The 24,035-nt window shown below is 69.0% G+C and carries 22 protein-coding genes; 6 read left to right on the plus strand and 16 right to left on the minus strand.

Annotated elements, in window-relative coordinates; translation table 11 throughout:
• Positions 1 to 275: 275 nt before the first annotated feature.
• The 3 genes from Pmi06nite_RS22435 to mads6 form a co-directional block, all read right to left on the minus strand.
• Positions 276 to 692, minus strand: a complete 417-nt coding sequence (locus tag Pmi06nite_RS22435) for a pyridoxamine 5'-phosphate oxidase family protein (protein WP_203955060.1) — start codon at positions 690 to 692, stop codon at positions 276 to 278.
• Positions 693 to 744: 52 nt separating this feature from the next.
• Complete coding sequence (locus Pmi06nite_RS22440) at positions 745 to 1,386, minus strand: response regulator (RefSeq protein WP_203955061.1); 642 nt, start codon at positions 1,384 to 1,386, stop codon at positions 745 to 747.
• A 171-nt stretch (positions 1,387 to 1,557) separates the two neighbouring features.
• Complete coding sequence (gene mads6, locus Pmi06nite_RS22445) at positions 1,558 to 2,994, minus strand: methylation-associated defense system protein kinase MAD6 (protein ID WP_203955062.1); 1,437 nt, start codon at positions 2,992 to 2,994, stop codon at positions 1,558 to 1,560.
• Positions 2,995 to 3,326: 332 nt separating this feature from the next.
• On the opposite strand from mads6, the gene Pmi06nite_RS22450 reads away from it, so the two are divergent.
• Together Pmi06nite_RS22450 and Pmi06nite_RS22455 are read left to right on the plus strand one after the other, a co-directional pair.
• Entirely contained in the window at positions 3,327 to 4,376 is a 1,050-nt protein-coding gene (locus tag Pmi06nite_RS22450; protein WP_203955063.1) for an NAD-dependent epimerase/dehydratase family protein, read from the plus strand.
• Positions 4,377 to 4,466: 90 nt separating this feature from the next.
• Positions 4,467 to 4,751, plus strand: coding sequence for a hypothetical protein (locus Pmi06nite_RS22455; protein WP_203955064.1), 285 nt, complete (start codon positions 4,467 to 4,469; stop codon positions 4,749 to 4,751).
• A gap of 5 nt (positions 4,752 to 4,756) precedes the next feature.
• On the opposite strand, the gene Pmi06nite_RS22460 is transcribed toward Pmi06nite_RS22455, so the two are convergent.
• The 3 genes from Pmi06nite_RS22460 to Pmi06nite_RS22470 all read right to left on the minus strand — a co-directional run bounded on the left by Pmi06nite_RS22460 (position 4,757) and on the right by Pmi06nite_RS22470 (position 8,244).
• A complete protein-coding gene (locus Pmi06nite_RS22460) occupies positions 4,757 to 5,791 on the minus strand; it encodes a methyltransferase (protein WP_203955065.1) in 1,035 nt (344 codons plus the stop codon).
• A 147-nt stretch (positions 5,792 to 5,938) separates the two neighbouring features.
• Complete coding sequence (locus tag Pmi06nite_RS22465; protein WP_203955066.1) at positions 5,939 to 6,496, minus strand: hypothetical protein; 558 nt, start codon at positions 6,494 to 6,496, stop codon at positions 5,939 to 5,941.
• Complete coding sequence (locus Pmi06nite_RS22470) at positions 6,493 to 8,244, minus strand: PHP domain-containing protein (protein WP_203955067.1); 1,752 nt, start codon at positions 8,242 to 8,244, stop codon at positions 6,493 to 6,495. The genes Pmi06nite_RS22465 and Pmi06nite_RS22470 overlap by 4 nt, the downstream gene beginning before the upstream one ends.
• A 1,872-nt stretch (positions 8,245 to 10,116) precedes the next feature.
• On the opposite strand from Pmi06nite_RS22470, the gene Pmi06nite_RS22475 reads away from it, so the two are divergent.
• The gene (locus tag Pmi06nite_RS22475; RefSeq protein ID WP_203955068.1) at positions 10,117 to 11,298 is read left to right on the plus strand and encodes a carboxylate-amine ligase; all 1,182 of its coding nucleotides are present in this window, start codon (positions 10,117 to 10,119) and stop codon (positions 11,296 to 11,298) included.
• A 66-nt stretch (positions 11,299 to 11,364) separates the two neighbouring features.
• Here Pmi06nite_RS22475 and Pmi06nite_RS22480 read toward each other — a convergent pair whose 3' ends face one another.
• The 4 genes from Pmi06nite_RS22480 to Pmi06nite_RS22495 all read right to left on the minus strand — a co-directional run bounded on the left by Pmi06nite_RS22480 (position 11,365) and on the right by Pmi06nite_RS22495 (position 14,990).
• Positions 11,365 to 12,000, minus strand: a complete 636-nt coding sequence (locus Pmi06nite_RS22480) for a TetR/AcrR family transcriptional regulator (RefSeq protein WP_203955069.1) — start codon at positions 11,998 to 12,000, stop codon at positions 11,365 to 11,367.
• Positions 11,984 to 12,505 carry a Rossmann-fold NAD(P)-binding domain-containing protein gene (locus tag Pmi06nite_RS22485; protein ID WP_203955070.1) on the minus strand — a complete coding sequence of 174 codons (522 nt, stop codon included), beginning with the start codon at positions 12,503 to 12,505 and terminating at the stop codon, positions 11,984 to 11,986. The genes Pmi06nite_RS22480 and Pmi06nite_RS22485 overlap by 17 nt, the downstream gene beginning before the upstream one ends.
• Positions 12,506 to 12,700: 195 nt before the next feature.
• On the minus strand, positions 12,701 to 14,059 hold the full coding sequence (locus Pmi06nite_RS22490) for a HAMP domain-containing sensor histidine kinase (RefSeq protein WP_239114118.1): 1,359 nt from the start codon (positions 14,057 to 14,059) through the stop codon (positions 12,701 to 12,703).
• 115 nt (positions 14,060 to 14,174) lie between these two features.
• Positions 14,175 to 14,990 carry a helix-turn-helix transcriptional regulator gene (locus Pmi06nite_RS22495; protein ID WP_203955071.1) on the minus strand — a complete coding sequence of 272 codons (816 nt, stop codon included), beginning with the start codon at positions 14,988 to 14,990 and terminating at the stop codon, positions 14,175 to 14,177.
• A 280-nt stretch (positions 14,991 to 15,270) separates the two neighbouring features.
• Between Pmi06nite_RS22495 and Pmi06nite_RS22500 the strand changes: the two genes are divergently transcribed.
• Both Pmi06nite_RS22500 and Pmi06nite_RS22505 read left to right on the plus strand, forming a co-directional pair.
• A complete protein-coding gene (locus Pmi06nite_RS22500; RefSeq protein ID WP_203955072.1) occupies positions 15,271 to 15,531 on the plus strand; it encodes an SHOCT domain-containing protein in 261 nt (86 codons plus the stop codon).
• A gap of 136 nt (positions 15,532 to 15,667) precedes the next feature.
• Positions 15,668 to 17,077, plus strand: a complete 1,410-nt coding sequence (locus Pmi06nite_RS22505; RefSeq protein WP_203955073.1) for a sensor histidine kinase — start codon at positions 15,668 to 15,670, stop codon at positions 17,075 to 17,077.
• 68 nt (positions 17,078 to 17,145) lie between these two features.
• Here the strand turns inward: Pmi06nite_RS22505 and Pmi06nite_RS22510 are convergent, their stop codons facing one another.
• The 4 genes from Pmi06nite_RS22510 to Pmi06nite_RS22525 are packed head-to-tail and all read right to left on the minus strand — an operon-like array spanning position 17,146 to position 21,744.
• Positions 17,146 to 17,808: an NAD(P)H-binding protein gene (locus tag Pmi06nite_RS22510; protein ID WP_203955074.1), complete on the minus strand. Its 663-nt coding sequence runs from the start codon at positions 17,806 to 17,808 to the stop codon at positions 17,146 to 17,148.
• Between the two features lie 47 nt (positions 17,809 to 17,855).
• On the minus strand, positions 17,856 to 20,192 hold the full coding sequence (locus Pmi06nite_RS22515; RefSeq protein WP_203955075.1) for a xanthine dehydrogenase family protein molybdopterin-binding subunit: 2,337 nt from the start codon (positions 20,190 to 20,192) through the stop codon (positions 17,856 to 17,858).
• A complete protein-coding gene (locus tag Pmi06nite_RS22520; protein WP_203955076.1) occupies positions 20,189 to 21,184 on the minus strand; it encodes an FAD binding domain-containing protein in 996 nt (331 codons plus the stop codon). Before Pmi06nite_RS22520 ends, Pmi06nite_RS22515 begins: the two co-directional genes overlap by 4 nt.
• A complete protein-coding gene (locus tag Pmi06nite_RS22525) occupies positions 21,181 to 21,744 on the minus strand; it encodes a (2Fe-2S)-binding protein (RefSeq protein WP_239114119.1) in 564 nt (187 codons plus the stop codon). The genes Pmi06nite_RS22520 and Pmi06nite_RS22525 overlap by 4 nt, the downstream gene beginning before the upstream one ends.
• A gap of 97 nt (positions 21,745 to 21,841) precedes the next feature.
• Between Pmi06nite_RS22525 and Pmi06nite_RS22530 the strand changes: the two genes are divergently transcribed.
• Positions 21,842 to 22,540 (plus strand): TetR/AcrR family transcriptional regulator, encoded by a 699-nt coding sequence (locus tag Pmi06nite_RS22530; RefSeq protein WP_203955077.1) that lies wholly within the window; start codon positions 21,842 to 21,844, stop codon positions 22,538 to 22,540.
• Here the strand turns inward: Pmi06nite_RS22530 and Pmi06nite_RS22535 are convergent.
• Both Pmi06nite_RS22535 and Pmi06nite_RS22540 read right to left on the minus strand, forming a co-directional pair.
• Positions 22,509 to 22,871, minus strand: a complete 363-nt coding sequence (locus tag Pmi06nite_RS22535; RefSeq protein WP_203955078.1) for a DUF1304 domain-containing protein — start codon at positions 22,869 to 22,871, stop codon at positions 22,509 to 22,511. The two genes, Pmi06nite_RS22530 and Pmi06nite_RS22535, sit on opposite strands and share 32 nt — an antisense overlap.
• Before the next feature lie 121 nt (positions 22,872 to 22,992).
• Positions 22,993 to 24,035: chitinase (locus Pmi06nite_RS22540; RefSeq protein WP_239114120.1), on the minus strand; the 1,043-nt coding region annotated here is incomplete at its 5' end.

Below are 24,035 nucleotides of genomic sequence, written 5' to 3' on the forward strand. Positions count from 1 at the left end.
TACACCTACACCGGCCGCCGCTACCGCCGGCCACGCACCGCTCCTGGAAACGCCTCAGACGGTGTCTCAGAGAGTGCCTCGGACGGTGTCTCAGGCAGGGCTTCGGACAGAGCTTCGGACAGAGCCTCGAACGGAGCCTCAACCGGCTCCACCGCCAGTGTGCCATCGAGGCCGTCAGGGCCACCGGGTCCGTCAGCCTGATCAGCCTGATCGGGCGGATCGGGCGGCAAGCGTCCAGGCGGGGTCGACCGGCTAAGAACCCCCTGGCGTTCTGATCAGTTGCGTACGCGGCGTCCGGAGATCTCCTCTGGCGCCATCACGATGAAGTGGATGAAATGATCATTACTTCTGGGCGCCCAGGGCGTCAGGGGGAGCAGGGACAGCCGGGAGATCTCGTCGGGCTCCACCACCGCACGCGCGTGTCCGATGGCGGTGACCGACCAGCCGACCCGCATGGCGGCGTCGAAGTCGTCCACCTCGAAGGCCACGATGGAGTTTCTCGCGGCGCCCGCGACCTTGGAGCCGATGGTGGTGCGGATGACGACGTTGCCGTCGATCAGGCAGAAGGCCACCGGCTGCACGGCGGGGAGAGCGCGATCGGTGAAGACGATCCTGCCGATCGGTGTCGATGCCAGCAGATCCAAGCACTCGTCCCGCGAGAGGATCTCCAGGCCGGCCGAGTCGAGCCTCATGCGAGCAAGCCTGCTCGATCAAGAGCGATACGGATAAGGGGCGAAGGTCCCGTCATTCCTGTCGATCGGCCTTCAAGCGGGCGGCCAGAGCGGCCGCCTGCGTACGGCGCTGCATGCTGAGCTTGCTCAACAGATTGGACACGTAGTTCTTGACGGTCTTCTCCGCCAGGAAGAGCCGTTCACCGATCTGCCGGTTGGTGAGACCCTCACCGATCAGCTCCAGGATGTGCCGTTCCTGTTCGGAGAGGGCGGCCAGCGGGTCCTTCTTCGTGGCCTGGTCACGTAGGCGCCTGAGCATGGTCGCGGTGGTGTGCGGGTCGAGTAGCGACTGCCCCGCGGCCACGGTCCGCACCGCTCCCACGAGGTCCGATCCGTGGATCTGCTTGAGCACATATCCCGCCGCGCCCGCCATCACGGCGTTGAACAGCGCGTCGTCGTCGGCGAACGACGTCAGGATCAGGCAGGCCAGATCCGGCACCTTGGAGCGAACGTCCCGGCAGACGTCCACTCCGCTGCCGTCGGGAAGGCGCACGTCGAGCACCACCACGTCCGGCTTCAGCGCCGGGATCCGTGCCATCGCCGACTCGGCGGTGGCCGCCTCGCCGGCGACCTCGATGTCCGGCTCGGACTCGAGCAGCGCCGCGACGCCCCGCCGGACGACCTCGTGATCGTCCACGAGGAAGACGCGAATCATGTGATCACGCTAACCACGGCCCGGCGGCCGATGTAGGGGCCAAGGTCCCGACACGCTCCAACCGCATCCAACGGCACGGGCCGGACCGCGAGCACAGCGAACCCTGGGGAAGGCCGGCTCCAAGCCCCGACCAGGGGAAGCACGCCCTCAGAAGGTCGGCAGAAAAAACGATCATCGACGGAAGACACGACGCACCGCGCCTCGAAGCCGCTCCATCACGGCCGTACGGCGCCTGCTCGTCTGGGGATCCCCGAAGCGCCGATTGCCGATCTGGGCGTTGCGGGCTTGGCGGAGTTCGAGGCGAGCCGTCGCAGCGTCCGGCCGTTTGGACGGCGTGTGGTCGCGCATGCGCCGCACCAGGTCCATGACCTCGGGCGGAACCTGGCCGCCGTCGGCCTCTCCGTCCGGATCAGGAAAGGGGAGTTGCCCGGTGAGCAACTGGAAGGCGATCACGCCCGCCGAGTACACGTCGGACGCCGGAGTCATCCGGTCGGGTCTGGCTCGGCATTCCGGGGCCACGTAGTGGGTGTCGAGAATGTTGGGAAGTTCCTGCGCGACGGTGTGCTTGCGCGGCCCCGGCTTGGCGTAGTCGAAGCCGGTCAAAATCGCGTGGCTGTTCTCGGTGACGAGCACGCAGGCTGGCGTGAGGGCCCGATGGATGACCTTGTTGGCATGGACGTGAGCGAGCCCGAGCAGCATGTCCTCGAGCACGTCGAGTTTGGCTTCGGTCGTCAGCGGGTGCCCGGTGAGGTGCAGGTGCAGCGCCTGGCCGTGTACGTCGTCGAGAACGAGGACGAACCTGCTCTCGTCGTCGATCGCGAAGAAGTCGCGGGAGCGTACGACGCACGGATGCGGTGGGATCTTGGCGAGCGACTGATAGGCGTTGGCGATGCGCCGCTGTTCCGCAGCGCGTCGTTGCTGCTCCGCCATCGGATCGGCCCGATAGACCCGGAGCAGGACGGTCTCGCTGGTCGGGGCCGTGGCGTTGACCGCGCGATATTCGGTGACCCTGCTGTCTCCGCCGAGTTGCTCCTCGACCTCCCAGTTGCCGTATCGAGGCGGCGCCGTGGGCCGGCGCACGGTTCCGTTGAGCGCCTCGATGACCGCGGTCCGGTACGGCGTGGCGTCGCGACTGCAGCCGTGCCGTACGCGCGAGATGTCGCTCAAGATGGTGACCAGCCCGGCCAGATCGGTGACATGCCGTGCGTCGCGGCCACTCGGGTCGATCAGGACGGCGCCGGGGGCGGTCAGCACGACGATGTTGTCCACGTACAGCCGCTCGAGTTCGCGGTGTTCGTCGATCAGGACGCCCTTGAGCGCCCTGGCCGTCCCTCTGAGTTTGGCCACCGGGGATCCGAACGCCTCCCTGTGCTGGGGGAACCATCGAGTGCCCGCCACTTCGAAGCGTCCGCGTGCGCCCTTGACGTCGATGACGCAGAGCGAGTGGCCGGTGAGCACGACGAGGTCGACCTCGAACAGGTCCGCACCGCGTGGGATCTCGATGTTGTGGAGCAACAGCCAATCGTCAGGGGCGTTGTCTCGCAGGTGCGCGATGACCCTTCGTTCGGCGTCATTGACGGGGCGTCCGCCACCGACGATCTGAGCCATCTTTCCCTGCCGCCTCTCTGACCATAAATGAGAACTTGATCCTCCTGAGTATCGGTATTCCCGTACCACCACTGGATTCCCCCTGATTGTCCAAGTGCAACCTTTCGTCTGGCCCGCAATGGGCGAAATGCCGGTGAGGTGACCTGCGAGTTCGCTCCGGAGGGAGGGCCGCTTCGGGAGACTCAGGCGCGCGGGCCAGGGGCAGTCCGGGCCAGAGGCAGTGCGGGGCGGGCCGCTGCGCGCGGGGCGGACGTCCAGGCGGCGCGCCGAAGTGGCGCGTAACGCGAGCTACTGTCCGTTTGCCGACCTATTGGCCGGGAAACGGATTGTTTATGCGGATTATTGTGGTCGGCGCCACCGGGAACGTCGGGACCAGCGTGGTTTCGGCCCTCGAGTCCGAGCCCTCTGTCACCTCGATCATCGGGGTCGCACGACGACAGCCCGAGTGGCGACCAGGCAAGACCTCCTGGCGGACGGCGGACGTGAGCAAGGACGACGTCACGGAGATCTTCGCCGGGGCGGACGCGGTGATCCACCTGGCCTGGTTGTTCCAGCCGACCCATGATCCGGTGACGACCTGGAGGACCAACGTTCTCGGCAGCATGCGTGTCTTCCGGGCCGCGGCGACGGCGGGTGTGGGCGCGCTCGTCCACGCGTCGTCGGTCGGCGCCTACTCACCGGGGCCGAAGGACGGGCCGGTCGACGAGACCTGGCCCACCCACGGCTGGCCCAACGCGGCGTACGCGAGGGAGAAGGCCTATCTCGAACGAGTCCTCGACGTCTTCGAGCACGATCACCCCGGCATCCGTGTCGTCCGCATGCGCCCCGGGTTCACCTTCAAGCGGGAATCGGCCACTGAGCAGCGGCGGCTGTTCGCGGGACCGTTGCTGCCCCACGGGCTGGTACGGCCGGGGCTGATCCCGTTGATCCCGGACATTCCCGGGCTCCGGATCCAGGCACTGCATTCCGACGACGCCGGCCAGGCCTACCGCCTGGCCGTGACCCGCCCCGTCTCCGGCGCGTTCAACCTCGCCGCCGACCCCGTCATCGACCCCGAAGTCCTGGCCGAGTTGTTCGGCGCACGCCGCGTGCCCGTGCCGCCGTGGCTGGCCAGATCGGTGATCGCCGCCGGCTGGCATCTGCGCCTGATCCCCGCGTCACCGGGCCTGGTCGAGATGGCCCTGCGGATTCCCCTCATGGACGTGACCCGCGCCCGGACCGAGCTCGGCTGGCGCCCCCGCCGTACGGCGACGGAGGCCCTGCGCGAGCTGATCCAGGGCATGCACGCAGGGGCGGGGACGGCCACCCCGCCGCTCGCGTCGGTCTCAGGACTGCAGGACTGGATGAAGGAGCCGGCCGGTGGTGACGGACGGCGGCGGTAGCCGGTCACGCCCGAGGGCCTGTGGTCCCCCGGCCGAGAGCCTGCCGTACTCCGTGGTCGCGGGCCTGCCACACGCGAAGGGAGCACTGCGATGTCACTCGTCGATCAGGAATGTGTCAGGCAGTTGATCGAGTCGCCTGATCCGGACGTGGCGCTGGTCTTCGTCCGGGGGGAGTGCGTGATCCGCTCCCTCGGTGAGATCGAGCGGGAGATCGAAGAGGGAAGTCGGGCGGAAGGCGTGAAGCCGCACCGCACGCTGGTGATCGTACGGCGGGAGGACATCCCGGGAGTGCTCTCCGGCCGGCCGGTGACCGAAGAGCGGATCGCGTCGCTGGCTCACTGCCTGGACAACGTCGCGAGGGATCTCGGCGCCTGAGCGGGCTACCGTGCGGCCAGTTCGACGATCGACAGCGTCCCGGCCGGATGGACGGCGATCGCCGTGAGGCCCGCGGATTCCCCCAGGGCGGAGATTTCGGCGACGCCGCGCTCCTTGCCGCCGAAGTAGACGAGCATCCGCAGGTCCATGCCGGTGTTCACCGATTCGCCGTCGGTGCCGGTCTTCTCGACGACGAAGACGGATCCCTTGGCGCCGGCCGCCTTCGCGCAGGACCGCAGGATCGCCCGGGCCGCGTCGTCGTCCCAGTCGTGGATGATCGCTGACAGGAGGTACCCGTCGGCGCCTGGCGGCAGGGCCTCGAAGAAGTCGCCGGCGGCGACGTCGCTCCGGCCGGCGAGGCCGGCGGCGGCCAGGGTGGCCCGCGCGGCCGCGGCGGTCTCGGGCTGGTCGAAGACCGTGCCGCGCAGTGTCGGGTGGGCCTGCAGCAGCGCCGCCATCAGGGTGCCGTTGCCACCGCCGACGTCGATCACGTGCCCCAGCGACCCCCAGTCGTACGCCGAGATGATCGGTGGCGCCCACGCGGCCACGTCGAGGCCCATCTGGGCGTCATAGGACGCGGTCCGCACCGGATCGGCGGCCAGATCATCCCAGAAGGGACGGCCGAACTGCTCGGGAAAGGCCGGTCCGCCCGTCCTGACGCTGTGCAGCAGGTGGGCGAACGACAGGTCGGCGCGGCCGATCGCGCCCTCGAGGTCGAGCATCTCGCGAAGGCCGCCGGCACGAAGGGACTCGCCCAGGGGAGTGAGCGCGTACGCGCCTGATTCGTCCCTGACCAGCACGTCCGCCGTCGCGAGGTGCCGCAGCAGGCGTTCGAGCGCGTCCGCGTCGGCGTTCACGGCCTCGGACAGGTCCTTCGCCGTCCGCCGGCCCTCGGCGATGTGGTCGGCGATGCGCAGGGTCGCCGCCACGCGCACCGCCATCGGCGTCACCAGATCGGAGACCGCCCCCAGATCGACGCCCTTGACGCCCTCGTCGCCCCTGTTGCCCTTGTCGTCCCCGTTGCCCTTGTGTCCTGCCATCGTGCTTTCCTCCGCATCGTGAACCGTTCGTCCCCGGGTCATGCCGAACGGACACTTCTACCGCGAAGTCCAGCGAAGATCACCTGGTTTTCCGGCGTGCGGCCCCAGTCGCGCGCTCTCAGGCATGCGCCCTCAGATCGTGCGGCCTCAGCCGTGGTCGCCGCAGCAGGGCGTCGGGTTGGGCACCTCCGCGGGCATCAGCATCCCGCCCGAGGCGGGCATGGTGAGGAGGGTCATCACGCCGTCCTCCCACACGGGCCGGACGAAGCCGTTGGTCGCCACCGCCAGAGCGGCGTCCGCCGGCTCCGACTGCGCGAGCACGCGGACTCTCGCGACGGCCGACCGTTCGACCAGCTCACCGACCGTCACCGTGCCGACGAGTTCGTCCCTGCCGGGGAACATCACGATCCGGCCGCTCGCCCGCGACGCGTGCGCCGCCGCCGCGAGCGCCGCGCCGTCCGGGTCCGAGCCCGTACGGCTCTCGCCCAGCGAGGCGGACACGTCCTCCGGGAGGAGGGCCAGGTCGACCTGGGCGGGAACGGTCACGGAGCAGGCCACATGAGGCATCCCCGTGGACACGAAATGGGTGCATCCGACCACGTCGGACGGCAGGCCGAGCACCTCCACCACGGTGTGGAGAAGGTGCTCGGCCTCGGTGACCGTCCGTGATCCGGAGTCGATGCCCAGGATCATCGGCGTCGTCATCGGCGGGGGAGGATCCAGATCGGGTTGCTGTAGAACCAGAGGTCCTTCCACGGGTCGGCGTCACCGAAGACGTCGATCGCCGGGCCGTTCGGGTCGACCGACGCCCCGAGCAGGCCGGGAGCGGTGCGGTTTCCGTCGGTGCCGCGCAGACGCACGTAGATGGGACGGTCGACCGCACCCACCTTGTAGGTGAAGCTGACGGTGCCGGTGTTCTTGTTGACCTCGAAGGACTTGACGACCTTGGTCTTCGGCGTGGTGAAGGTGTCCTTGTTGGACGCCGGGCCGGTCACGTCGCCCTGGATGACGTCCACCCGAGCCAGGGTCGGGATGACCTGGGCCCAGTTGGGACGGTTCGCCAGCGTGATCTCGATGGAGACCTCGACCTTGGTGCCCTGGCGGACGTGCAGCGCGCCGCCGAGGGTCACGCCGCGGGTGTCCGAGGTGCGGGCGCGGACGATCAGGCCGCTGATCAGGCCGCCGTGGTCGACCCAGATGCGGCCGGCGCGCATGGCGTCCATGACGGCGCCGTAACCGAAGTCCGTGGCGCCCACGTGGGTCCGGCTGTAGTAGCCCGGCCAGAAGTCACCCTGGGTCAGCACGGGGCCGCCGCCGTAGACCGGGTCGTTGTACCGGCCGTTGGCCTCGAAGTCGCTGTTCGGCCCGCGGAGGCTGGTGTCCTGGTAGACCGTGTGCGCGTCGGAGTTCGCGGTGATCCACCAGGTCTTGCCCTCGGCTAGGAGGCTGTCCCACAGACCGCCGACGGTCGAGGTCATCCAGTCGAAGCCGCCGAAGGTCTTGTAGCTCTCCGCCGGGTAGCCGGGCCAGGAGTCGGCGCTCGGGGTGCTGTCGTAGAAGCCGCGGCCACCGCCGGGGCCGTTCGGCTTGGGGATGCCGGCGGCCTGGTGGCCGGGAGCGCCCTCCATGCCCACGGCGATCGACGGCTGAGCGTCCCGCCAGCCGCGGATCTCGTGCGGCGAGTCGAGGCCCTTGCGGGCGGGGTGGTTGGCGAGGAACAGCGCGTCGTCGACGCGGCGCTTCTTGACCGCCTCGGCGAGGAAGTTGAGGCCGGCGATCGCGAGGGCCTCGTTCTGCGGCGTGCTGGCGGTCGCGTTCTTGACCGCGCCGTCGAAGGAGTTCTCGAACTCCTTCAGCGTGGCGACCTCGTTGCGGCCGGGGGCGACGAAGACCGTGCCGTGCTCAGCGCCCGGAATGTTCCACTCCAGGCCTTGGAAGACCAGGGTGTCCTTGATGACCTTGCGGGCCGCGACGATGTCGGGGTTGACCTTGTCGACACCGATCTTGGCGTGCGCGACGCTGCCGTGGTCGGTGATGACCATCCAGTCCAGGCCGTACGCGTTGGCGTGCTGAACGTGGTCGATCACCCGGTACATGCCGTCCGAGCTGTGCTGCGTGTGGATGTGGTGGTCGCCCGCCAGCCACAGGTAACCGTCCCTGGGCTCGCAGTTGCTGCGGCCGTAGGACTTGCCGGAGTCGGCGGCCGCCTGGCCGGGCGTCCCGAGGACTCCGGCGGCGGTGATCCCCGCGCCGAGCAGTCCGGCGCGCCGGAACATCTGACGACGCGAGACCTGACCGGGCGAGAGTTCCGAGTCCGGGATCGACATGTCGACGACCGGCGCCATGTCGCCCTGGTCGGCGGCGTTCTCGTGGGTGTGGCCGTGCTCGTCGTGCGAATGCCCGTGCGAATGATCGTGTGAATGACCGTGCGGGTGCGTGTGCCCGTGGCTCATGCTGTGTGCCCCTTCGTCCCGCCGGAAGGTAGATCATGTTCCGGCTACGTAGGCACGATCGCGAGGTTCAGTTAACCGGGCGTAAACGTAGCGAGCCGCGAAAGGGGCCGGTTACTGTACGGCTACCATTTCGGTGTCCGTGTGTGCCGAAATGGTCACTGTGTGTGAATGAGCCAATCGCGACGCCGTGAGTAGGGGCTCACTTTCACGGGTCCCACTGGAAAGCCGAAGCGATTGGACTTCGCGGGCGCGGGCGCGCCCCACCTCGTGGCGGAGTCCTTTGCGGGTGGCCGTTTCGATGCGAAACCGCGCGCGTTACGGGGCTGCCGATCATGCGGCGTGGCATTGGGTGGATCCACGCAGGGTGACGGGGGGATGTTCTGCCGTCCGTCCCCGTCAGGCAACGGCGTGTCGCGTCGTTATCCCAATTTCCGGAAAAGGCCGACGGACATTTCGGACACGAAATCACCCTTTTCCGGGACAAAGGCGGACGTAAGTAGATAGACGTCTTGTGATTTTGTCGTCACTCTGCGTATGGACCCTAGAATGCCGCTCGAATCCATTGCGTACACGGTGTGTTACCTGTGACCATGAAATGGAAGGTCCGGAATCCCCTCCTGCCGGGTCGGCCGAGGTGACGGTATTTCCGTGGCTTGCGGGCAGACCCCAATGGAAAGGGGTTCTCGGTTGGACCTTTAACCGTATTCGTGGTCACAAGCCGCGAATAGAGCATATCGGGGGAGGCCACAATGACGGTTATTCGGCCTCGCGAAAGCGGGGGGCGCGGTCGTGACGGGCGGGGTCGCGACCCGGAGTATGGCTCCTGGATAGGAGAGGTGGCGAGAGTGGTCCGGGACGTGGTCGACAGCACGCCCCGGACCATCCGCCTCTGCATTTTGATCGCGGTTGCCGCCGCGTCATGGGCATACCTCAAGTAGCACTGGTGACGTACCTGTGGCCGCGGGCCCTAGGTTAAGCCGAGCGAGTCCTCCAAACGGTCCGATTTACGGGATCGCGACGATAATGAGGACCAACGCCAACGCTTGACCGGGGCCCGCCGCCGAGGCCGTGGGAGTCGTTTCACAGAGTCGTGGACGACTTCCCATAGATGGGCCGCCGGGCGGGCCGCCGACATGTGCGTTCATGCCGGTTCCCGCACAGGGGCGGATGCCTCATGAATGACCGGTAGCCGACGGCCGTGTATGGCCGGCTGCGGCTCTACGCCGGGCTGGGGAATGGCCCGACGAATGGACGGTCGCATGACCGCAGTGAATCTGAAGTCGATCTGAAGCGAATCCGAAGTCGCTCCCCATTCAATACGCGGTGAATCATCGCGAGCCCAGAACTCATGTGCGATTAAGCACCGAGATGTCGCATGATTTCGGATTAATGGGCCGGGCCACTGCGCAAACCCCCGATGGAAATGGTCTCGTGTCCATGTGGGCGAGCGCCCTCCCCGCATCCCCCTCCCTGCATCCCCTCCTCCGCGGGACCGGCCCGCGGGCCGCGCCAGGGCCGGTCGGCCCGTCACTCTCCGGATCCGTCCGACGGTCGGCAGGGCAGCGGTTTGGGGTCATCTTTGAACTTTTGGGTGATTTGCCGCTCCGGGTCGGGATAGGGGCGCGGTAGGTGAAGTAATCGCGATGTCACCGACGCCTTCGATGTCGTCGGTGCATGCGTCTGGGAGGCGCGGCATCACGTCCGGACACCGCGGGTCCGCCGTACACCGGCACCTGGGAGAGCGACGCGGGCATGACGCCCACATGACCGGTTCCATCAACCCGGAAGAGGGATCGAGATGCGATCACGGCAAGTCGCGCGCCGGTCGGCGCCGGCCGAAACAGCGGGTGATCGGCGTGAAAGGGTCGGGCCGTGACGACGGCGGTCCGCTCCCGCGGTGCGAGGGCGCATCCTGCCGTCGCCGCGCCTGCGGCCCCAGTCCCGGGGCTCACCATGGGAGTGGAGGAGGAGTTCCTCCTGCTCGACCCCGAGACGGGACGGGTGGTGCCCGGGGCCGATGTCGTCCGCGGGCGCGTCCGCGGTCCCATCGCGGCCCGACTGGTCCCTGAGCTGACCCGCTTCCAGGTCGAGAGCAACTCCGAGGTCCACACCGAGCTGGACCGTCTCGGCGACGACCTGCTCGAATTGCGCAGGGTGGCCGCGTCGGCCGCCGCCGCGTCCGGACTGGGCCTGGTCGCCTGCGGGACGGCGCTGAGCGGGAACGTGGGGATCCCGCCGTTGAGCCGGTCTCCCCGTTACCACGACATCGCCCGGGAGTTCCGCGCGGTCATCCGCGGGCAGGGCGTCTGCGGGTGCCACGTTCACATCGGGATGGACGATCATGAGGAGGCCGTGCAGGTCAGCAACCACACGCGCCCGTGGTTGCCGGTGCTGCTGGCGCTGACGGTCAACTCCCCGATCGCCGACGCGCTCGACACCGGATACGCCAGTTGGCGGACGATGTTGATAGGCCGGTGGCCGAGCGCGGAGCCGCCGCCCTTCTTCCACTCGTTCGGGCACTACGAGAGCCTCGTCTCCGGGCTGCGGGCGAGCGGGGCGATCATGGATCGCGGCATGGTGTACTGGCTGGTCCGGATCTCCGATCACGTGCCCACGCTGGAGTTTCGCACCGCCGACGTCTGCGCGACGGTGGAGGAGACCGTGCTGCTCGCCGCGCTCGTCCGGGCGCTCGCCGCGACCGCCGTGCTCGACGTCCGGGCGGGGATCGCGGCACCGCAGATCGACCAGACGCTGCTGCGGGCGGCCTTCTGGCGGGCGGCTCGGGACGGCATGGACGGCCACGGGCTCGACCTGCTCACCGGCAGCCGTGTGCCCGCCTGGCGGCTGGTCCGCAGGTTGCTCGACCGGGTACGGCCGAGCCTCGTGGCCAGCGGTGATCTGCGCACGGTGACCGCCGCCCTGGATTCCATCCGGCGCGTCGGTTCCGGAGCGACGCGCCAGCGCGCCGCCTACGCGCGCCGGGGTCACCTGTCGGATGTGGCCCGGCTGCTGATCGAGCAGACAGTGGCCGCACCCGCGCGCAGGGCTCCGTGAGGACCGAGGCCCGGCCCGGTCCTCGGGGTCCTTGGGGTCTTCGGGGTCCTCAGGGCCATCAAGGTCTCAGTCGGCGCCGGGCGAGGTGTGCCTGAGCAGCCCGTGAAGTGCCGCGCGGCTGATCGCATCGGCCTCCTCCGGCGTGAGTGGCCGATGGCCGGAGATCAGCCGGAAGATGAGGGGCCCGAAGAGGATGTCGATGGCGGTCTCCACGTCGATGGCCGGATCGACCTCGCCACGCCGTACGGCGCGCTCCCACAGCACCCCGATCGCCACGCGCCTGCCGTGCAGGAAGTAGACGCGGAAATAGGGCGCGGCGCCGGGGTCGCTCACGCAGGCGGCCAGGAGCTGGGCGAACACGGTTCCCGCCGGGCTGGCGTAGAAGGCGCTGACCAGGCGGACCTGCTCGGCGAGATCGCCGCGGGCCGTACCGGTGTCGGGCAGCGCGACGGTCTCGGCCACGCGACGCCCGAACGCCTCGGCCGCGACAGCGGTCTTCGACGGCCAGTGCTTGTAGATGGTGGCCTTGCTGACCCCCGAGCGTTCGGCGATCGCGTCGACCGTCACGGCCGGGAGGCCGCCCTCGTCGAGCAGGTCGCAGGTCGCTTGGAGCGCGGCCTCGTGGACCCGCCGGCTGCGTGCGCCGGTCGGGTGCACGAGGATCCCCTCGGGCACCCGCGCGGGCTCAGCCTCGGGTGACATCGGCGCCGACATCGGGGTGGTCCGTCGAGACGGAAACGGCGCGCCAGGTGTCGAGCTCGCGCCGTACGGTCGCCAGCTTCTCCTCCACCCGTTCCACGCAGTCGGCGCCGAGTTGCAGCCGCAACGGCGCGCGGGGCGACTCGGCGACGTCGACGATGACCGTGGCGGCCTTGACCGGATTGCCGGGCTGGACATGGTTGACCATGACCGCGGTGCGGCGCATGGCCCCTGACGAGGCGGAGTAGTCGGAGATCTGAGCCGTCTCGGTGTGCAGGCTGCTCGCGTCGAGGAAGTCGGTGCGGAAATAGCCCGGCTCGACGATGGTGACCTTGACCCCGAGCGGTTCGAGCTCGGCGCTCATCGGGTCGCCCGCGTCAGGGAACCGGTCGCGCATCCGGGAGCTGTCGCGGGCGGTCGCGACGACCTGATGCCCGTGAGAGAGCGCCGCGCGGACGATCTCGATCCCGAAGCCTCGTGAGGCTCCGGTGACGAACCAGACGCTCATCTCGTCCTCCTCATGGAGTTCACCCTCATGAAGCCCGACCTCAAGCAGTCCGACCTCATGAAGTCCGACCTCAAACCCGTCAAACTGAACTGAACGGCTAGTTCAGTTTAGGTCGCGGAGCCATCAGCGAGCAAGGGACGTCAATTCCCCCGGCCGGTCCCCGACCCGGTGGCCGGCCCGGTTGTGAAGGCCGGTCTACAGCCGGTTTCCGGGCCGGCCGCTGTCGGTCATCGCACCCAGGCGCATGACGAACCGGGCGCCCCGGGGGGAGTCCTCCACCTTGAGCGTGCCGCCGTGGGCCTCGACGATTTCACGGGAGATCGCGAGCCCGAGACCGGTTCCGCCGGGGTCGCGGCGACGGGCGTCGTCCAGGCGGGTGAACCGGGCGAAGACGCGTTCACGGTCGTGCGGGTCGATGCCCGCGCCGTCGTCGGTCACGCTCACGACAGCCTGGCCGTTTTCCGACCCCACGGTCACCTCGACGCTGCTGTCGGCATGGCGGCGGGCGTTGTTCAACAGGTTGTCCATGACCCGCATCAGCTGGCTGCGGCAGCCGCTGACCCGTACGTCACCGGTCGCGTTCACATGCACGGGCACGGTGTCGATCCGGCCGGTCGAGGCCTCCTTCGCCAAGGCGCCGAGATCGATCGGCTCGGGCGGCTCCGGGTCGCTGGCGCGCAGCCGGGCCAGCACCAGCAGGTCGCTGACGATCGCCTCGAGCCGGTTCGTGGTCGACAGCGCCGTCCGGAGGGTCTCCTGCGCGTCGACGTCCTCGGGATGCGCGATCGCGTCCTCAAGGGCCACACGCAGGCCCGCGATGGGCGTCCGCAGTTCGTGAGAGGCGTCCGAGGCGAATCGGCGCTGCTGCTTGACCGCGATCTCCAGCCGGTCGAGTGTCTGGTTGGCGGTACGCGCGAGCATCGCGATCTCGTCCCTGCCGGGCGGCAGCGGCACCCTCAGGCTGAGGTCGCTGCCGGTGATCTCCGACATCCGTGCCCGGATCGTCTCCACCGGACGGAGCGTCCGGCCGACCAGAGTCCAGGTGATCCAGGCGACGAAGGCCAGGATCAGCACTATGCACGTGAACAGGCCCAGTTCCAGCCAGCAGGTGGCCAGGATGGACGGCTCGGGGAGCCCGGCGTAGACGACAGGCGAATTCGCGGCGGGCGTCACCCGGATCGCCATGAGCAACACGCACCCGCGTCCGGGCTCACACGAGGTGATGTTCTGGAACCGGTCGTTCGACGGAGGGTGGACCGTGCTGATCGGAGGTCTGTTCCATGCCTGCTTGCTGGCCTGCAGGACATGGCCGTCCGCATCGACGATCTGGATCAGGTTGACCCGGGTCATGGCGGGCAACGTGTGCGGCACGCTGCCGTTCCGCACGGCCGCGCTCCACTGGCTGGCCACGGCCTTGGTGTCCTCGAACGCGTTGGCCTCGACCCGATACCTGGTGGCCAGGTCGACGCTCACGCCGATCGTGACCAGGAAGAGCAATGACAGGGCCGTCGCCATCATCGTGTAGCGCGTGCGGATGGAACGGGGGCGAAGCACCGGCCTCACCCCTCTCCTTCCGGCCCGATCCACGGCCACGACGAAGACCGCGGCGGCACAGGGGTGCGGCGCGGGCGGTGGGGAACGGGCTGGAGCCCAGTCTGTCGGGGTGGCGTCATGGGCGACGGGCGTTCAGCAGTTCGAGAGCGCGCTCCGACGGGCTGCCCGGCTCGGCCTGGAAGATGATGAGCTGCTGGCCGGGCGCGCTGTTGATGGTGAACGTCTCGCAGTTGAGCAGCAGGTCGCCGATCCCGTGGACGTGGAACAGTTTGGACTCCTGGGTCTTGGGCTGCACGTCGTGGCGCTCCCACAGCCTGCGGAACTCCTCGCTCCGCAGGGAGACCTCCTTGACCAGTTCCGGCAGGAAAGGATCGTCGGGATCGGCGCCCGCCGAGGCGTGCAGATTGGCCACCTTGAAGTAGGCGGTCTTCTCCCAGTCCGCGAAGAAGACCTTCGCCTCGGGATTGAGGAAGGTCAGCCGGATGAGGTTGTCCCTCTGGTCGAGTCCGGCGTAGAGGGCGTCGGTCATCGCATTGGTCGCGAGCACGTCCATCAAGCGCCCCATGATGAACGCCGGTGACTTGTCCCAGGCCCCCAGCAGTTGGAGCAGGCCGGGGCTCACATGATCGATCCGGCTGATCGGGCGACGCCGGATCCGGGGCCGGGCTAGCTGGTGCAGGTGGTCGACGGCGTCAGGGGCGAGGTCCAGGGCGCGAGCCAGCGCGTCGAGCACCTGTTCGGACGGCCGGCGTTCCCGGCCCTGCTCCAGCCGGACGAGGTAGTCGGTGCTGACCCCGGCCAGGATCGCGAGCTCTTCCCGGCGAAGTCCCGGTGTCCGGCGTCGGCCCGCGCGTGTCAGTCCGACGTCCTCGATAGCCGTACATTCACGGCGAGCTCGGAGAAATTGTCCGAGAAGGCTGGATCTGTCCACATAGTCACTTTAGAGTGCTATGTCGCTTTTAAGGTGGCAGTGGTACACCCAGGCAAAACGCACCCTGGCAGGTCAGGAGGCATGTGGCGGACTATTGGGTCATGGCGGCAGCTCAAGATTCATCGTGCTCACCACTTCGGTGGAAGGCAGTGATCGTCGAGCGCCGCCGGCGGGACAGCGGCCCCACGTTTCGATTCTTCCCACCACCGCTTACCGCCGCCACTGCGACTCGTTCCGCGGCTGGGGGGCCGCCGGACCGAGAAGGGAGAACAGAAAGCTGATGTTTCTTTACGGCATAGCGATCAGCGAGCAGGAAGCGTTGTTCCTCATCGTCAGCGTCCTGTTCTGGGTAGCGATCATCGGTGGCGTGGGAGCCGTGCTCCGTACCAAGGTTCCCGTCTCCGGACGTGGAGCGGGATCTCGGGAAGAGGACATGTTGTTCCGGAGGTTCGTCGACGGCGAGATCGACGACGACGAGTACCGGTTCCGCCGTGAAGCCCTCCGTCAGATCCCTCACCCCTGCGGACACGACGGCTCCTGACCCCAGAAGCCGAGAATCCCGACCCCAAAACCAGATCCTGAGCGAGACCCGTGAGGGGGTGTGCCGGCACCTTATGCCTCCGTCGCTACGACACTTGCGGCTGCGTCCGCGGTCGATCAGGGGGCGAGTAACCGCCTTGATCACCTTCTTCGCGGTGCTGTTGCTGGTGCCCGGAGGAGTGGCGGCGGCCGCGGTGGCGCGGCAACGGCTGACCGACATGGAGTGGGAGCACGCACACGCTCAGGCCGTCATCACGGCAGCGGACATCCGCGCCGGACGTCTGACGAATCCGATCACTCCCCGTGTCACGGGAGCCGACCTCATCCAGGTCGTGGCCTCTGACCACCATGTCATCGCATCCTCCACCGCCGCCAAGGCGCTTGCGCCGATGACCGACGCGTGGCCGACCAGGCAGGAACCCCGGCTGGACGTGCAGACCTGTGGGCTTCCCCATGTCGGCTGCGTCCGGCTGGAGGCGGTGCTCGTGCCGAGCGTTCCGGTGAAGCCCTCCGTGAACGGCTCGCCCAGCGGCTCTCCCGGCACCGTGGACACGGCGTCGGCCGTGCAGGGCCCGTTCATCGTCTACGCGGGCGAACGGGTGTCCAGCCCGATGTCCACGGGGATCTTCGACACGTTGTTCGCGATCCAGGTCGCCGGCCTGATCTTCCTCACCGCCTGGGCGACCTGGAAGGTCACCGGCCGGACGTTGCGCCCCGTGGGGGCGATCAGGGCCGAGTTGGCCGCGATCAACGTCAACGACCTGAGCAGCCGTGTTCCCGAACCGGCCGGCGAGGACGAGATCGCACGGCTGGCCAGAACGATCAACAACACGCTCGGCCGGCTCGACCACGCCCAGCGCGGGCTGGAGCAGATGCTCGAGCAGCAGCGGCAGTTCGCCTCCGACGCCTCCCACGAACTGCGCACCCCGATCGCGGGACTCCGTACGCAGTTGGAGGACGCCGTGCTCCATTTCGACGCGACCGACCTCCACGCGATGCTCGACCACGCCCTGGGCGACGTCGACCGCCTGGAGGCGATCGCCGCGGACCTGCTGCTCCTGGCCCGCCTGGGCACCGATGCGCCGGAGAACCGGGTCTCCCTCGACCTGGCCGAACTGGTCGAGGGAGAGGTCTCCGCCCGGGCCGGCAGGCATCCGACCCATCTCCGTCTGGAAACGGGCACCATGGTCGGCGTCGTTCCCGGGCAGATGCGCCGGGCGCTGGGCAACCTGCTGGACAACGCGCAGCGCCATGCCAAGTGCGCCGTGTCCGTTGACGTCCGCCGGGCCGGCGACGGCGCCGAGTTGATCGTCAGTGACGACGGGGAGGGCATCCCCATGGCCGACAGGGAGCGGGTCTTCCTGCGTTTCACCCGGCTGGACACCGCTCGGAGCCGTGCCCACGGCGGAACGGGTCTGGGCCTGGCCATCGCCCAGGAGATCGCCCGCGCCCATCACGGCACGTTGTCCGTCGAGGACTCGCCCGGCGGCGGCGCCCGCTTCGTCCTCCGTGTCCCCCTCGACGGGTCGTCTTCAGCGAGGAGTTGACGAGGAGCCGACAAGGCGCTGACAAGGAGGACGGGGGCCGTCACCGGCACATGCGGCTCCGGACCGGTTCAGCCCGCGGCCGCGTTGATCTCCCTGCTCCCCATGATCCGGGCATCCGTCCCGCGCCGCGCGACGACGATCATGGCTCTGCCCACGTTCTCCGTCGTGGTCATGTGGCCGGGCCAAAGGCGCCTCAGGAGCGGGTAGGCGGGGGCGACGGCCCGGTACATGGCCTGGTACCACCGCGTCTTGGATCGCACGCCGTGCCCGGGCTGTACGTAGCCGAGACGGAACACGTGCGCCGCGAGCGGTAGGCGCAGCAGCGCGTTTTCCGTGCGGCCCCGGACACGTGCCCACATCACGCGCCCCTTCTCCGACGAGTCGCTCCCCACCCCCGAGACGTAGACGAAGGTCATGCCGGGGTTCTGCTCGGCGAGGATGGTCGCCGCGGCGAGCGTGATGTCGTACGTGACACGGCGATAGTCGTCCTCGCTCATGCCGACGGAGGAGACGCCGAGGCAGAAGAAACACGCGTCCTGGCCGGAGAACTCGGCCTTGAGTGAGGAGAAGTCCGAAAAATCCTTATGTATTACCTCGCGGATCTTCTCGTGGTGGAGGCCTGTCGGTGTGCGCCCCACGACCAGGACCTCGTCCACCTCGGGATCGAGGAGGCATTCCCGCAGGACGCCCTGCCCGACCATGCCGGTCGCTCCGAAGACGACGACCTTCATCGTGACTCCCTCTCCTCGTTCCCGGACGGTGTTCCCGGACGGTTGAATCACAGCAGCCGGTCCAGGGTGATGGGAAGGTCGCGGACGCGCCTCCCCGTCGCGTGGTGGACGGCGTTGGCGATCGCCGCGGCGGCTCCGGTGATGCTCACCTCGCCCACGCCGATCAGCCCGAGGGGCATAGTGGGGTCGGGTTCATCCAGGCAGGAGACGTCGATCGGCGGGACGTCCGCGTGCACGGGCACGTGGTACTCGGCGAGGCTCGGGTTCATGATCCGGCCGTTTCTGGGGTCGACGAGCGTCTCCTCCGACAACGCCATGCCGATGCCCATCACGATGCCGCCGCGAAGCTGGCCGGCCGTCGTCTTCGCGTTGATCACCGTGCCGACGTCGAAGACCCCGACCCAGCGGGAGACCCGCACCTCTCCGGTGTCCGGGTCGACGCGCACCTCGCAGAACTGCGCACCGGACGCCGCCTTGACCCAACGGCGCCGGTCGAGCATCAGCTTCGACATGAACCGGACCTGACCGGCGATCGCGCCGACGCGGGTGTCGGAGCCCACCTTGGCCTCCACCGAGTTACGGCCCGCCCTGGTCAGGATCGCCGTGTAGGTCTCGCCGGAGCCGGAGCCGGAGCCGGAGCCGGAGCCGGACCCGGACCGGTCCGCCCGGTAGAGCCCCCCGTCCCTGGCCTCGACACCGCTCAGCCGCTGCCCGCGCAGCGGCGACTCACGTGACCGCCGCGCCAGGGCGAGCACCGAGCGCTTCAGCTTGTCGCACGCGCTCAGCAGGCTGGCGGCCACACTCGCGGTCTGCCCGGAGCCGCCGGCTCCCGGCCCGGTGGGCAGGGTCGAGTCGCCGTACTCCACCCGGACGGCCTCGAACGGCACGCCGAGCGCGTCGGCGGCGATCTGCGCCTGCGCGGTGGCGCCGCCCATCCCCATCTCGTGGAAGCCGCAGCGCACCACGACCGTGCCGTCGGCCGACAGCCGTACCGTGACGTTGGCGGCGAACTGCCACGACGGGTGATAGGCCGACGCGACCCCCATGCCGACGAGCCATCTGCCGTCCCGCATCGAGCCCGGCTCCGGCGTACGGTCGGCCCAGCCGAACCGCTCGGCGCCCCGCGCGTAGGCCTCGCGGAGCATCCGGTGGGCGAACCGCTTGCCGTCGATCGGGTTGCGCTCCGGCTCGTTGCGCATCCGCAGCTCGATCGGATCGAGGCCGAGCTCGTAGGCCAGCTCGTCGACCGCCGTCTCCAGCGCGAAGGTGCCGATCGACTCGCCTGGGGCGCGCATCACCGTGTTCGAGAGCAGGTCGAGCTTGACGAGGTTCTGCTGGACCAGGATGTTCTCGGCGTCGTAGAGGTGCCGCGACTGGGAGGTCACCTGCTCGGGTCCGCCGCCGACCCGCCCGAGCCGGGTCACGCTGGTGTGGATGAGCGCGGTGAGCCTGCCGTCCCTCTCTGCCCCCAGCGCGACCCGCTGCGTCGAGGGCGTGCGCCCGCCGACCGTACGGTAGACCCCCTCGCGCGTGAGCATCAGGCGCACCGGGCGGCCCGTCACCCGTGCGGCCAGCACCGTGAGGATCGTCCCGGCCCAGATCATGGTCTTGCCGCCGAACGCGCCGCCGACGTAGGGGGAGATCACCCGTACGTTCCCGGCCGGGACGCCGAACTTCAGCGCGAGATTGTCGCGCATCCAGGAGATGTTCTGCGTCCCCTCGTGGACGGTCAGCCGGTCGCCGTCCCACGCCGCCGTCGTCGCGTGCGGCTCGAGCGCGTTGTGGTTGTGCGGAGGCGTGGTGTACCGCAGGTCCACCGACACGGGCGCCGCCGCGAGGGCGGCCTCCGCGTCGCCCTTCCTGGCTCCGCCGGACTGCACGAGATCGCTCTTCTGGGGCTTGGCGTTCTTCTCCTCGGCGGCGAAGTCGAAGGCCGCCGGGAGCTCGTCGTAGGTCACCCCCACCAGCGACGCGGCCTGCTGCGCGGCCTCCAGGGTCTCCGCGACGACGACCGCCACCGGCTGGCCGTCCCAGTGCACCTCGTCGGTGTTGAGGTAGTTGACCGTCGTCCCGGAGGCGAGCGTGCTCAGATTCATCAGGCTCACCGGTGGAGGCGGCTTCATCGCCGGCGCGTTCAGGTGGGTGATGACGGCGAGCACGCCGGGCACGGCGGAGGCCGCCGCGTCGTCGATCCCGGTGATGCGGCCACGGCTGACGGCCGCGTGCACGAGCGCGGCATGCGCGATGTCGGGGTAGGGATATTCCGCGGAGTAGCGGGCCGCTCCAGTCGTCTTGGCCCTTCCGTCGACGCGGTCGATCGGCTTGCCGACGCTGCGCTCCGCCGTCGTCGGCAGCGGCCGGCTGTGCACCGGTGCCTGGGTCATGCCGCGCTCCCATCGGTGAGCAGCCGGCGCAGCGTGGCCACGATCGTGCGCCGAGCCAGCTCGATCTTGAAGGCGTTCTGCGACTGGGCGACCGCGGGCGCGAGCTCGGCGGCCGCCGCCCGCTGGAACGACTCCTCGGTGGCAGGCGCGCCGAGCAGGACCTGTTCGGCCAGGTGGGCCCGCCACGGCTTGGCCGCGACGCCGCCGAGGGCCAGCCGTACGGCGGACACCGCGCCGTCGCTGGTCTCCAGCGCAGCGGCGACGGAGACCAGCGCGAAGGCGTAGGACGCGCGGTCGCGGACCTTGCGGTAGGCCGAGGTCGCCGCGACGGGAATCTCCGGCAACTCGACCGCCGTGATGAGCTCGTCGGGAGCCAGCGCGGTCTCGACGTCCGGCGTCCCACCAGGCAGCAGGTGGAACTCGGTCATCGGGATGCGGCGGACGCCTCGGACGCTCTCGGCCACCACGGTCGCGTCCAGCGCGGCCAGCGCCACGCACATGTCCGAGGGGTGCGTCGCGACGCAGGCCCCGCTCGCTCCCAGGATGGCGTGGTTGCGGGTGAACCCGCCGATCGCGTCGCACCCCCGGCCGGGCTCTCTTTTGTTGCACGCGGCGGCGCCGTCGTAGAAGTAGAGGCAGCGGGTGCGCTGGAGCAGGTTTCCGCCCACCGTCGCCATGTTGCGCAACTGGGCGGAGGCGCCGGTGAGGACGGCCTGGGACAACATCGGATAACGCATCCTGATCAGCCGGTCCGCGGCCAGATGGCTGTTGCGGACCATCGCGCCGATCCGGACCCCGCCGCCGGGCAGTTCCTCGATGCCGGACAGGGGGAGCCGGGTGATGTCGATGATCGTGTCGGGCCGCTCGATCTCCTCGCGCATCAGGTCGACGAGGTTCGTGCCGCCGCCGATGAACTTCGCGTTGGGCTCCGTGGAGATCGCCCGCAGCGCGGCTGGGACGTCGGCGGCGCTCACGTAGGAGAACGCCTTCATCGCGCCGCCTCCATCACGTCGCGCCCGATCTCGCCGGGGACGGCCGCCGCCACTTCCCTGATCGCGCCGACGATGCCATTGTAGGCGCCGCAACGGCACAGGTTGCCGCTCATCCGCTCCCGGATCTCGGCGTCGGACAACTCGATCGTGTCGGCCGACAGGTGCTCGGTGGCGGCGCTCGGCGCGCCCGCTCCGTGTTCCGCCAGCATTCCGATTGCCGAGCAGATCTGGCCTGACGTGCAGTAACCGCACTGGAAGCCGTCGTTGCGCACGAACGCCGACTGCAGGGGATGCGCACGCTCTCCGTCGCCGAGTCCCTCGATCGTGGTGATCTCGCGGCCGTCGTACTGGACGGCCAGGGCCAGACACGAGTTGATCCGCTCGCCGTCGACGAGAACCGTGCACGCGCCGCAGGCCCCCTGGTTGCAGCCCTTCTTCGTGCCGGTCAGGCCGAGGCGCTCGCGCAGCGCGTCGAGCAGGCTGACCCGCGGCTCCAGGTCGAGCGACTCCATGACTCCGTTCACGCGCATCCGTACCTCGACCACGGGCTGTCTCCCCATCGTGACGTCCACTGCTGGATGCCGCCGACGTTAACAGAACGTCGTTGCCTTAACAAGAGGACGGCGTTCTTTTAACGCGGCGTATGCTTGCCGGGTCATGACAGAGCAGGGATTCGTCCGAGCCAGGCGGCCGGAGCACAAGCAGCAGCGGCGCGAGGCGATCCTCGACGCCGCTCGCGACCTCGCCGAGCGATCCGGCGTCCGCAACGTCAGCCTGGGCGGCGTCGCGGCCGCCGTCGGCCTGGCGAAGTCCAATGTGGTGCGCTACTTCGGCACTCGCGAGGAGATCTACCTCGAGCTCGCCGCCGAAGCGTGGCAGGAGTGGCGGCGCACGGTCTCCGAGCGCCTGCGAACCTCGGCCGACCCGGACGACATCCTCGCCGCTCTGACGGAGACGCTGGCCGACCGCCCGCTGTTCTGTGACCTGCTCAGCCACATGTCGACCAACCTGGAGCACAACGTCTCGGTCCCGGCGGCCCGGGCCTTCAAACGGGTCGTGCTCGGCGTGATCGCCGAGCTCGGAGCGCAGGTCGCACGGGTGCATCCGGATCTGACGGAACCCGAAGGGATCGAGCTGATCGGGGTGGCCACCGCCCTCGCCGGCACGCTCTATCCGGTCTCGAACCCGTCGGCCACGCTCGTCGAGCTCTACGCGCAGGATCCGGACCTCGCCGCGGCGTGCCCGCCCTTCCTGCCCACGTTGCGGCGGTGCCTCGCCGCGTTCGCCGCCGGGGTGCCGACGCTGCGCGGCAGCGGCTCCGCCGTCACCTGGACAGCAGGACCAACAGCAGGCTGATCAGCGCGGGGACGGTCTGGACGAACAGGATCCGGCGGCTGGCGGTCGCGGCCCCGTAGAGTCCCGCGACCGCGATGCAGACGAGGAAGAAGACCTTCGCCTGGAAGCCCACCGGGTCGGCGGCGATCAGGCCCCAGACCAGACCGGCCGCGAGGAAGCCGTTGTAGAGGCCCTGGTTGCCCGCCAGCACCCGGGTCTTCTCCGCGAACTCCGGGTCGGTGCCGAAGGCCTTCATGGCTCTCGGGGAGGTCCAGCCGAACATCTCCAGGACCAGGATGTAGAGGTGGAGCAGCGCCATCACGGCCACTGCGACATTCGCCAACACCGTCACGGCGCCACTCCTCGCAAGAAACTGAGAATCCTGGTACGGCGGGTGCCGTACCAGGATTCTGTAGGGATCAGAACAACTCGCACAAATCGCCTACGGCGAATGCCGCCGACTAGATGTACATCTAGAAGCCGGCCGTGATGCGAGTGAAGTCCCAGTTGCCCTGGGAGGTGCCGCTGCAGGTCTCACTGACGCCGCCGCCGGGGCACGGACGGTCGCGGTTGACCGACCAGAAGGCCAGGCGGGTGAGGCCCTTGGATTTCGCGTAGTCGCGGATCTGGGTCCAGGTCGCGGTGGAGGTCATCTCCTGCTGGTCGGACACGCCGTTCATGCCGGAGATGCCCATGTGCGAGTAGGCCTGCGCGTCGGTCCAGCCGTACGCGCTCTTGAGCGCGTTCTTCAGGCCCTCAGACGCGTTGACCGTGCTCTGGTACATGTTCGAGCCGCCGCCGAAGTCGAACGGCATGATCGTGAAGTTGTCGACGGGGACGCCGAGAGCCCTCGCCTGGTTGATCAGCCGGATTCCGTCGCCGGTCGGGCCCGTGGTGCTGGTGCCGAAGGTCAGCGCGACCTTGACGTTGGGGTTGTTCTGCTTGACGATCTTCAGTCCGTTGAGGATGCGGTCCTGGACCGTGTAGTTCGAGAACTCGTCGGTGTTCTCGATGTCGAAGTCGACCACGGCGGGGCCGACCGCGTTGATGACCTGCTGGACCGCGTTGGCGTACGCCGACGGGGACGAGCAGTTGGGGCCGAGCTTGTTGCCGGACCAGCCGCCGAACGACACCTGGACGCTGCCGCCCGCGTTCTTGATGGAGGAGATCGTCTGCGCGTCGACGCCGCCGGTCAGCGGCCTCGCGCCGTCCCACATCGGGTTGCAGCCGCCGCCCGACAGGATGAACGCCATGGTGAAGGACTTGACTCCGGTGGAGCTCATCACCGAGGTCGCGCTGGGCGGGCTGCCCCAGCCCATGTAGAGGTAGGGCGCGCCGGGCATCTTGGCGCCGGTGGGAGGCGGCGGGTTGGTGCCGCCACCGCTCGGCAGCGTCCAGCGCTGGTTCGACCCGGCGAAGCAGTCCCAGATCTGGAGCGGGGTGCCGTCGGCCGAGCTGGGGCCGGTGGCGTCCAGGCACTTGCCGAGAGCGCGCAGCGTGCCGTCGGAGTTCGCGG

Source organism: Planotetraspora mira, from assembly GCF_016863275.1.
GTDB lineage: Bacteria > Actinomycetota > Actinomycetes > Streptosporangiales > Streptosporangiaceae > Planotetraspora > Planotetraspora mira.

Bases quoted from the DNA above. Each gene is read 5' to 3' on its own strand.
- Pmi06nite_RS22480 (WP_203955069.1), bottom strand. From the start codon at position 12,000: ATGTCACCCGAGGCTGAGCCCGCGCGGGTGCCCGAGGGGATCCTCGTG.
- Pmi06nite_RS22460 (WP_203955065.1), bottom strand. From the start codon at position 5,791: ATGGCAGGACACAAGGGCAACGGGGACGACAAGGGCAACAGGGGCGAC.
- Pmi06nite_RS22465 (WP_203955066.1), bottom strand. From the start codon at position 6,496: ATGACGACGCCGATGATCCTGGGCATCGACTCCGGATCACGGACGGTC.
- Pmi06nite_RS22510 (WP_203955074.1), bottom strand. From the start codon at position 17,808: ATGAAGGTCGTCGTCTTCGGAGCGACCGGCATGGTCGGGCAGGGCGTC.
- Pmi06nite_RS22525 (WP_239114119.1), bottom strand. From the start codon at position 21,744: ATGGGGAGACAGCCCGTGGTCGAGGTACGGATGCGCGTGAACGGAGTC.
- Pmi06nite_RS22450 (WP_203955063.1), top strand. From the start codon at position 3,327: ATGCGGATTATTGTGGTCGGCGCCACCGGGAACGTCGGGACCAGCGTG.
- Pmi06nite_RS22500 (WP_203955072.1), top strand. From the start codon at position 15,271: ATGTTTCTTTACGGCATAGCGATCAGCGAGCAGGAAGCGTTGTTCCTC.
- mads6 (WP_203955062.1), bottom strand. From the start codon at position 2,994: ATGGCTCAGATCGTCGGTGGCGGACGCCCCGTCAATGACGCCGAACGA.
- Pmi06nite_RS22470 (WP_203955067.1), bottom strand. From the start codon at position 8,244: ATGAGCCACGGGCACACGCACCCGCACGGTCATTCACACGATCATTCG.
- Pmi06nite_RS22440 (WP_203955061.1), bottom strand. From the start codon at position 1,386: ATGATTCGCGTCTTCCTCGTGGACGATCACGAGGTCGTCCGGCGGGGC.
- Pmi06nite_RS22455 (WP_203955064.1), top strand. From the start codon at position 4,467: ATGTCACTCGTCGATCAGGAATGTGTCAGGCAGTTGATCGAGTCGCCT.
- Pmi06nite_RS22435 (WP_203955060.1), bottom strand. From the start codon at position 692: ATGAGGCTCGACTCGGCCGGCCTGGAGATCCTCTCGCGGGACGAGTGC.
- Pmi06nite_RS22515 (WP_203955075.1), bottom strand. From the start codon at position 20,192: ATGACCCAGGCACCGGTGCACAGCCGGCCGCTGCCGACGACGGCGGAG.
- Pmi06nite_RS22485 (WP_203955070.1), bottom strand. From the start codon at position 12,505: ATGAGCGTCTGGTTCGTCACCGGAGCCTCACGAGGCTTCGGGATCGAG.
- Pmi06nite_RS22520 (WP_203955076.1), bottom strand. From the start codon at position 21,184: ATGAAGGCGTTCTCCTACGTGAGCGCCGCCGACGTCCCAGCCGCGCTG.
- Pmi06nite_RS22530 (WP_203955077.1), top strand. From the start codon at position 21,842: ATGACAGAGCAGGGATTCGTCCGAGCCAGGCGGCCGGAGCACAAGCAG.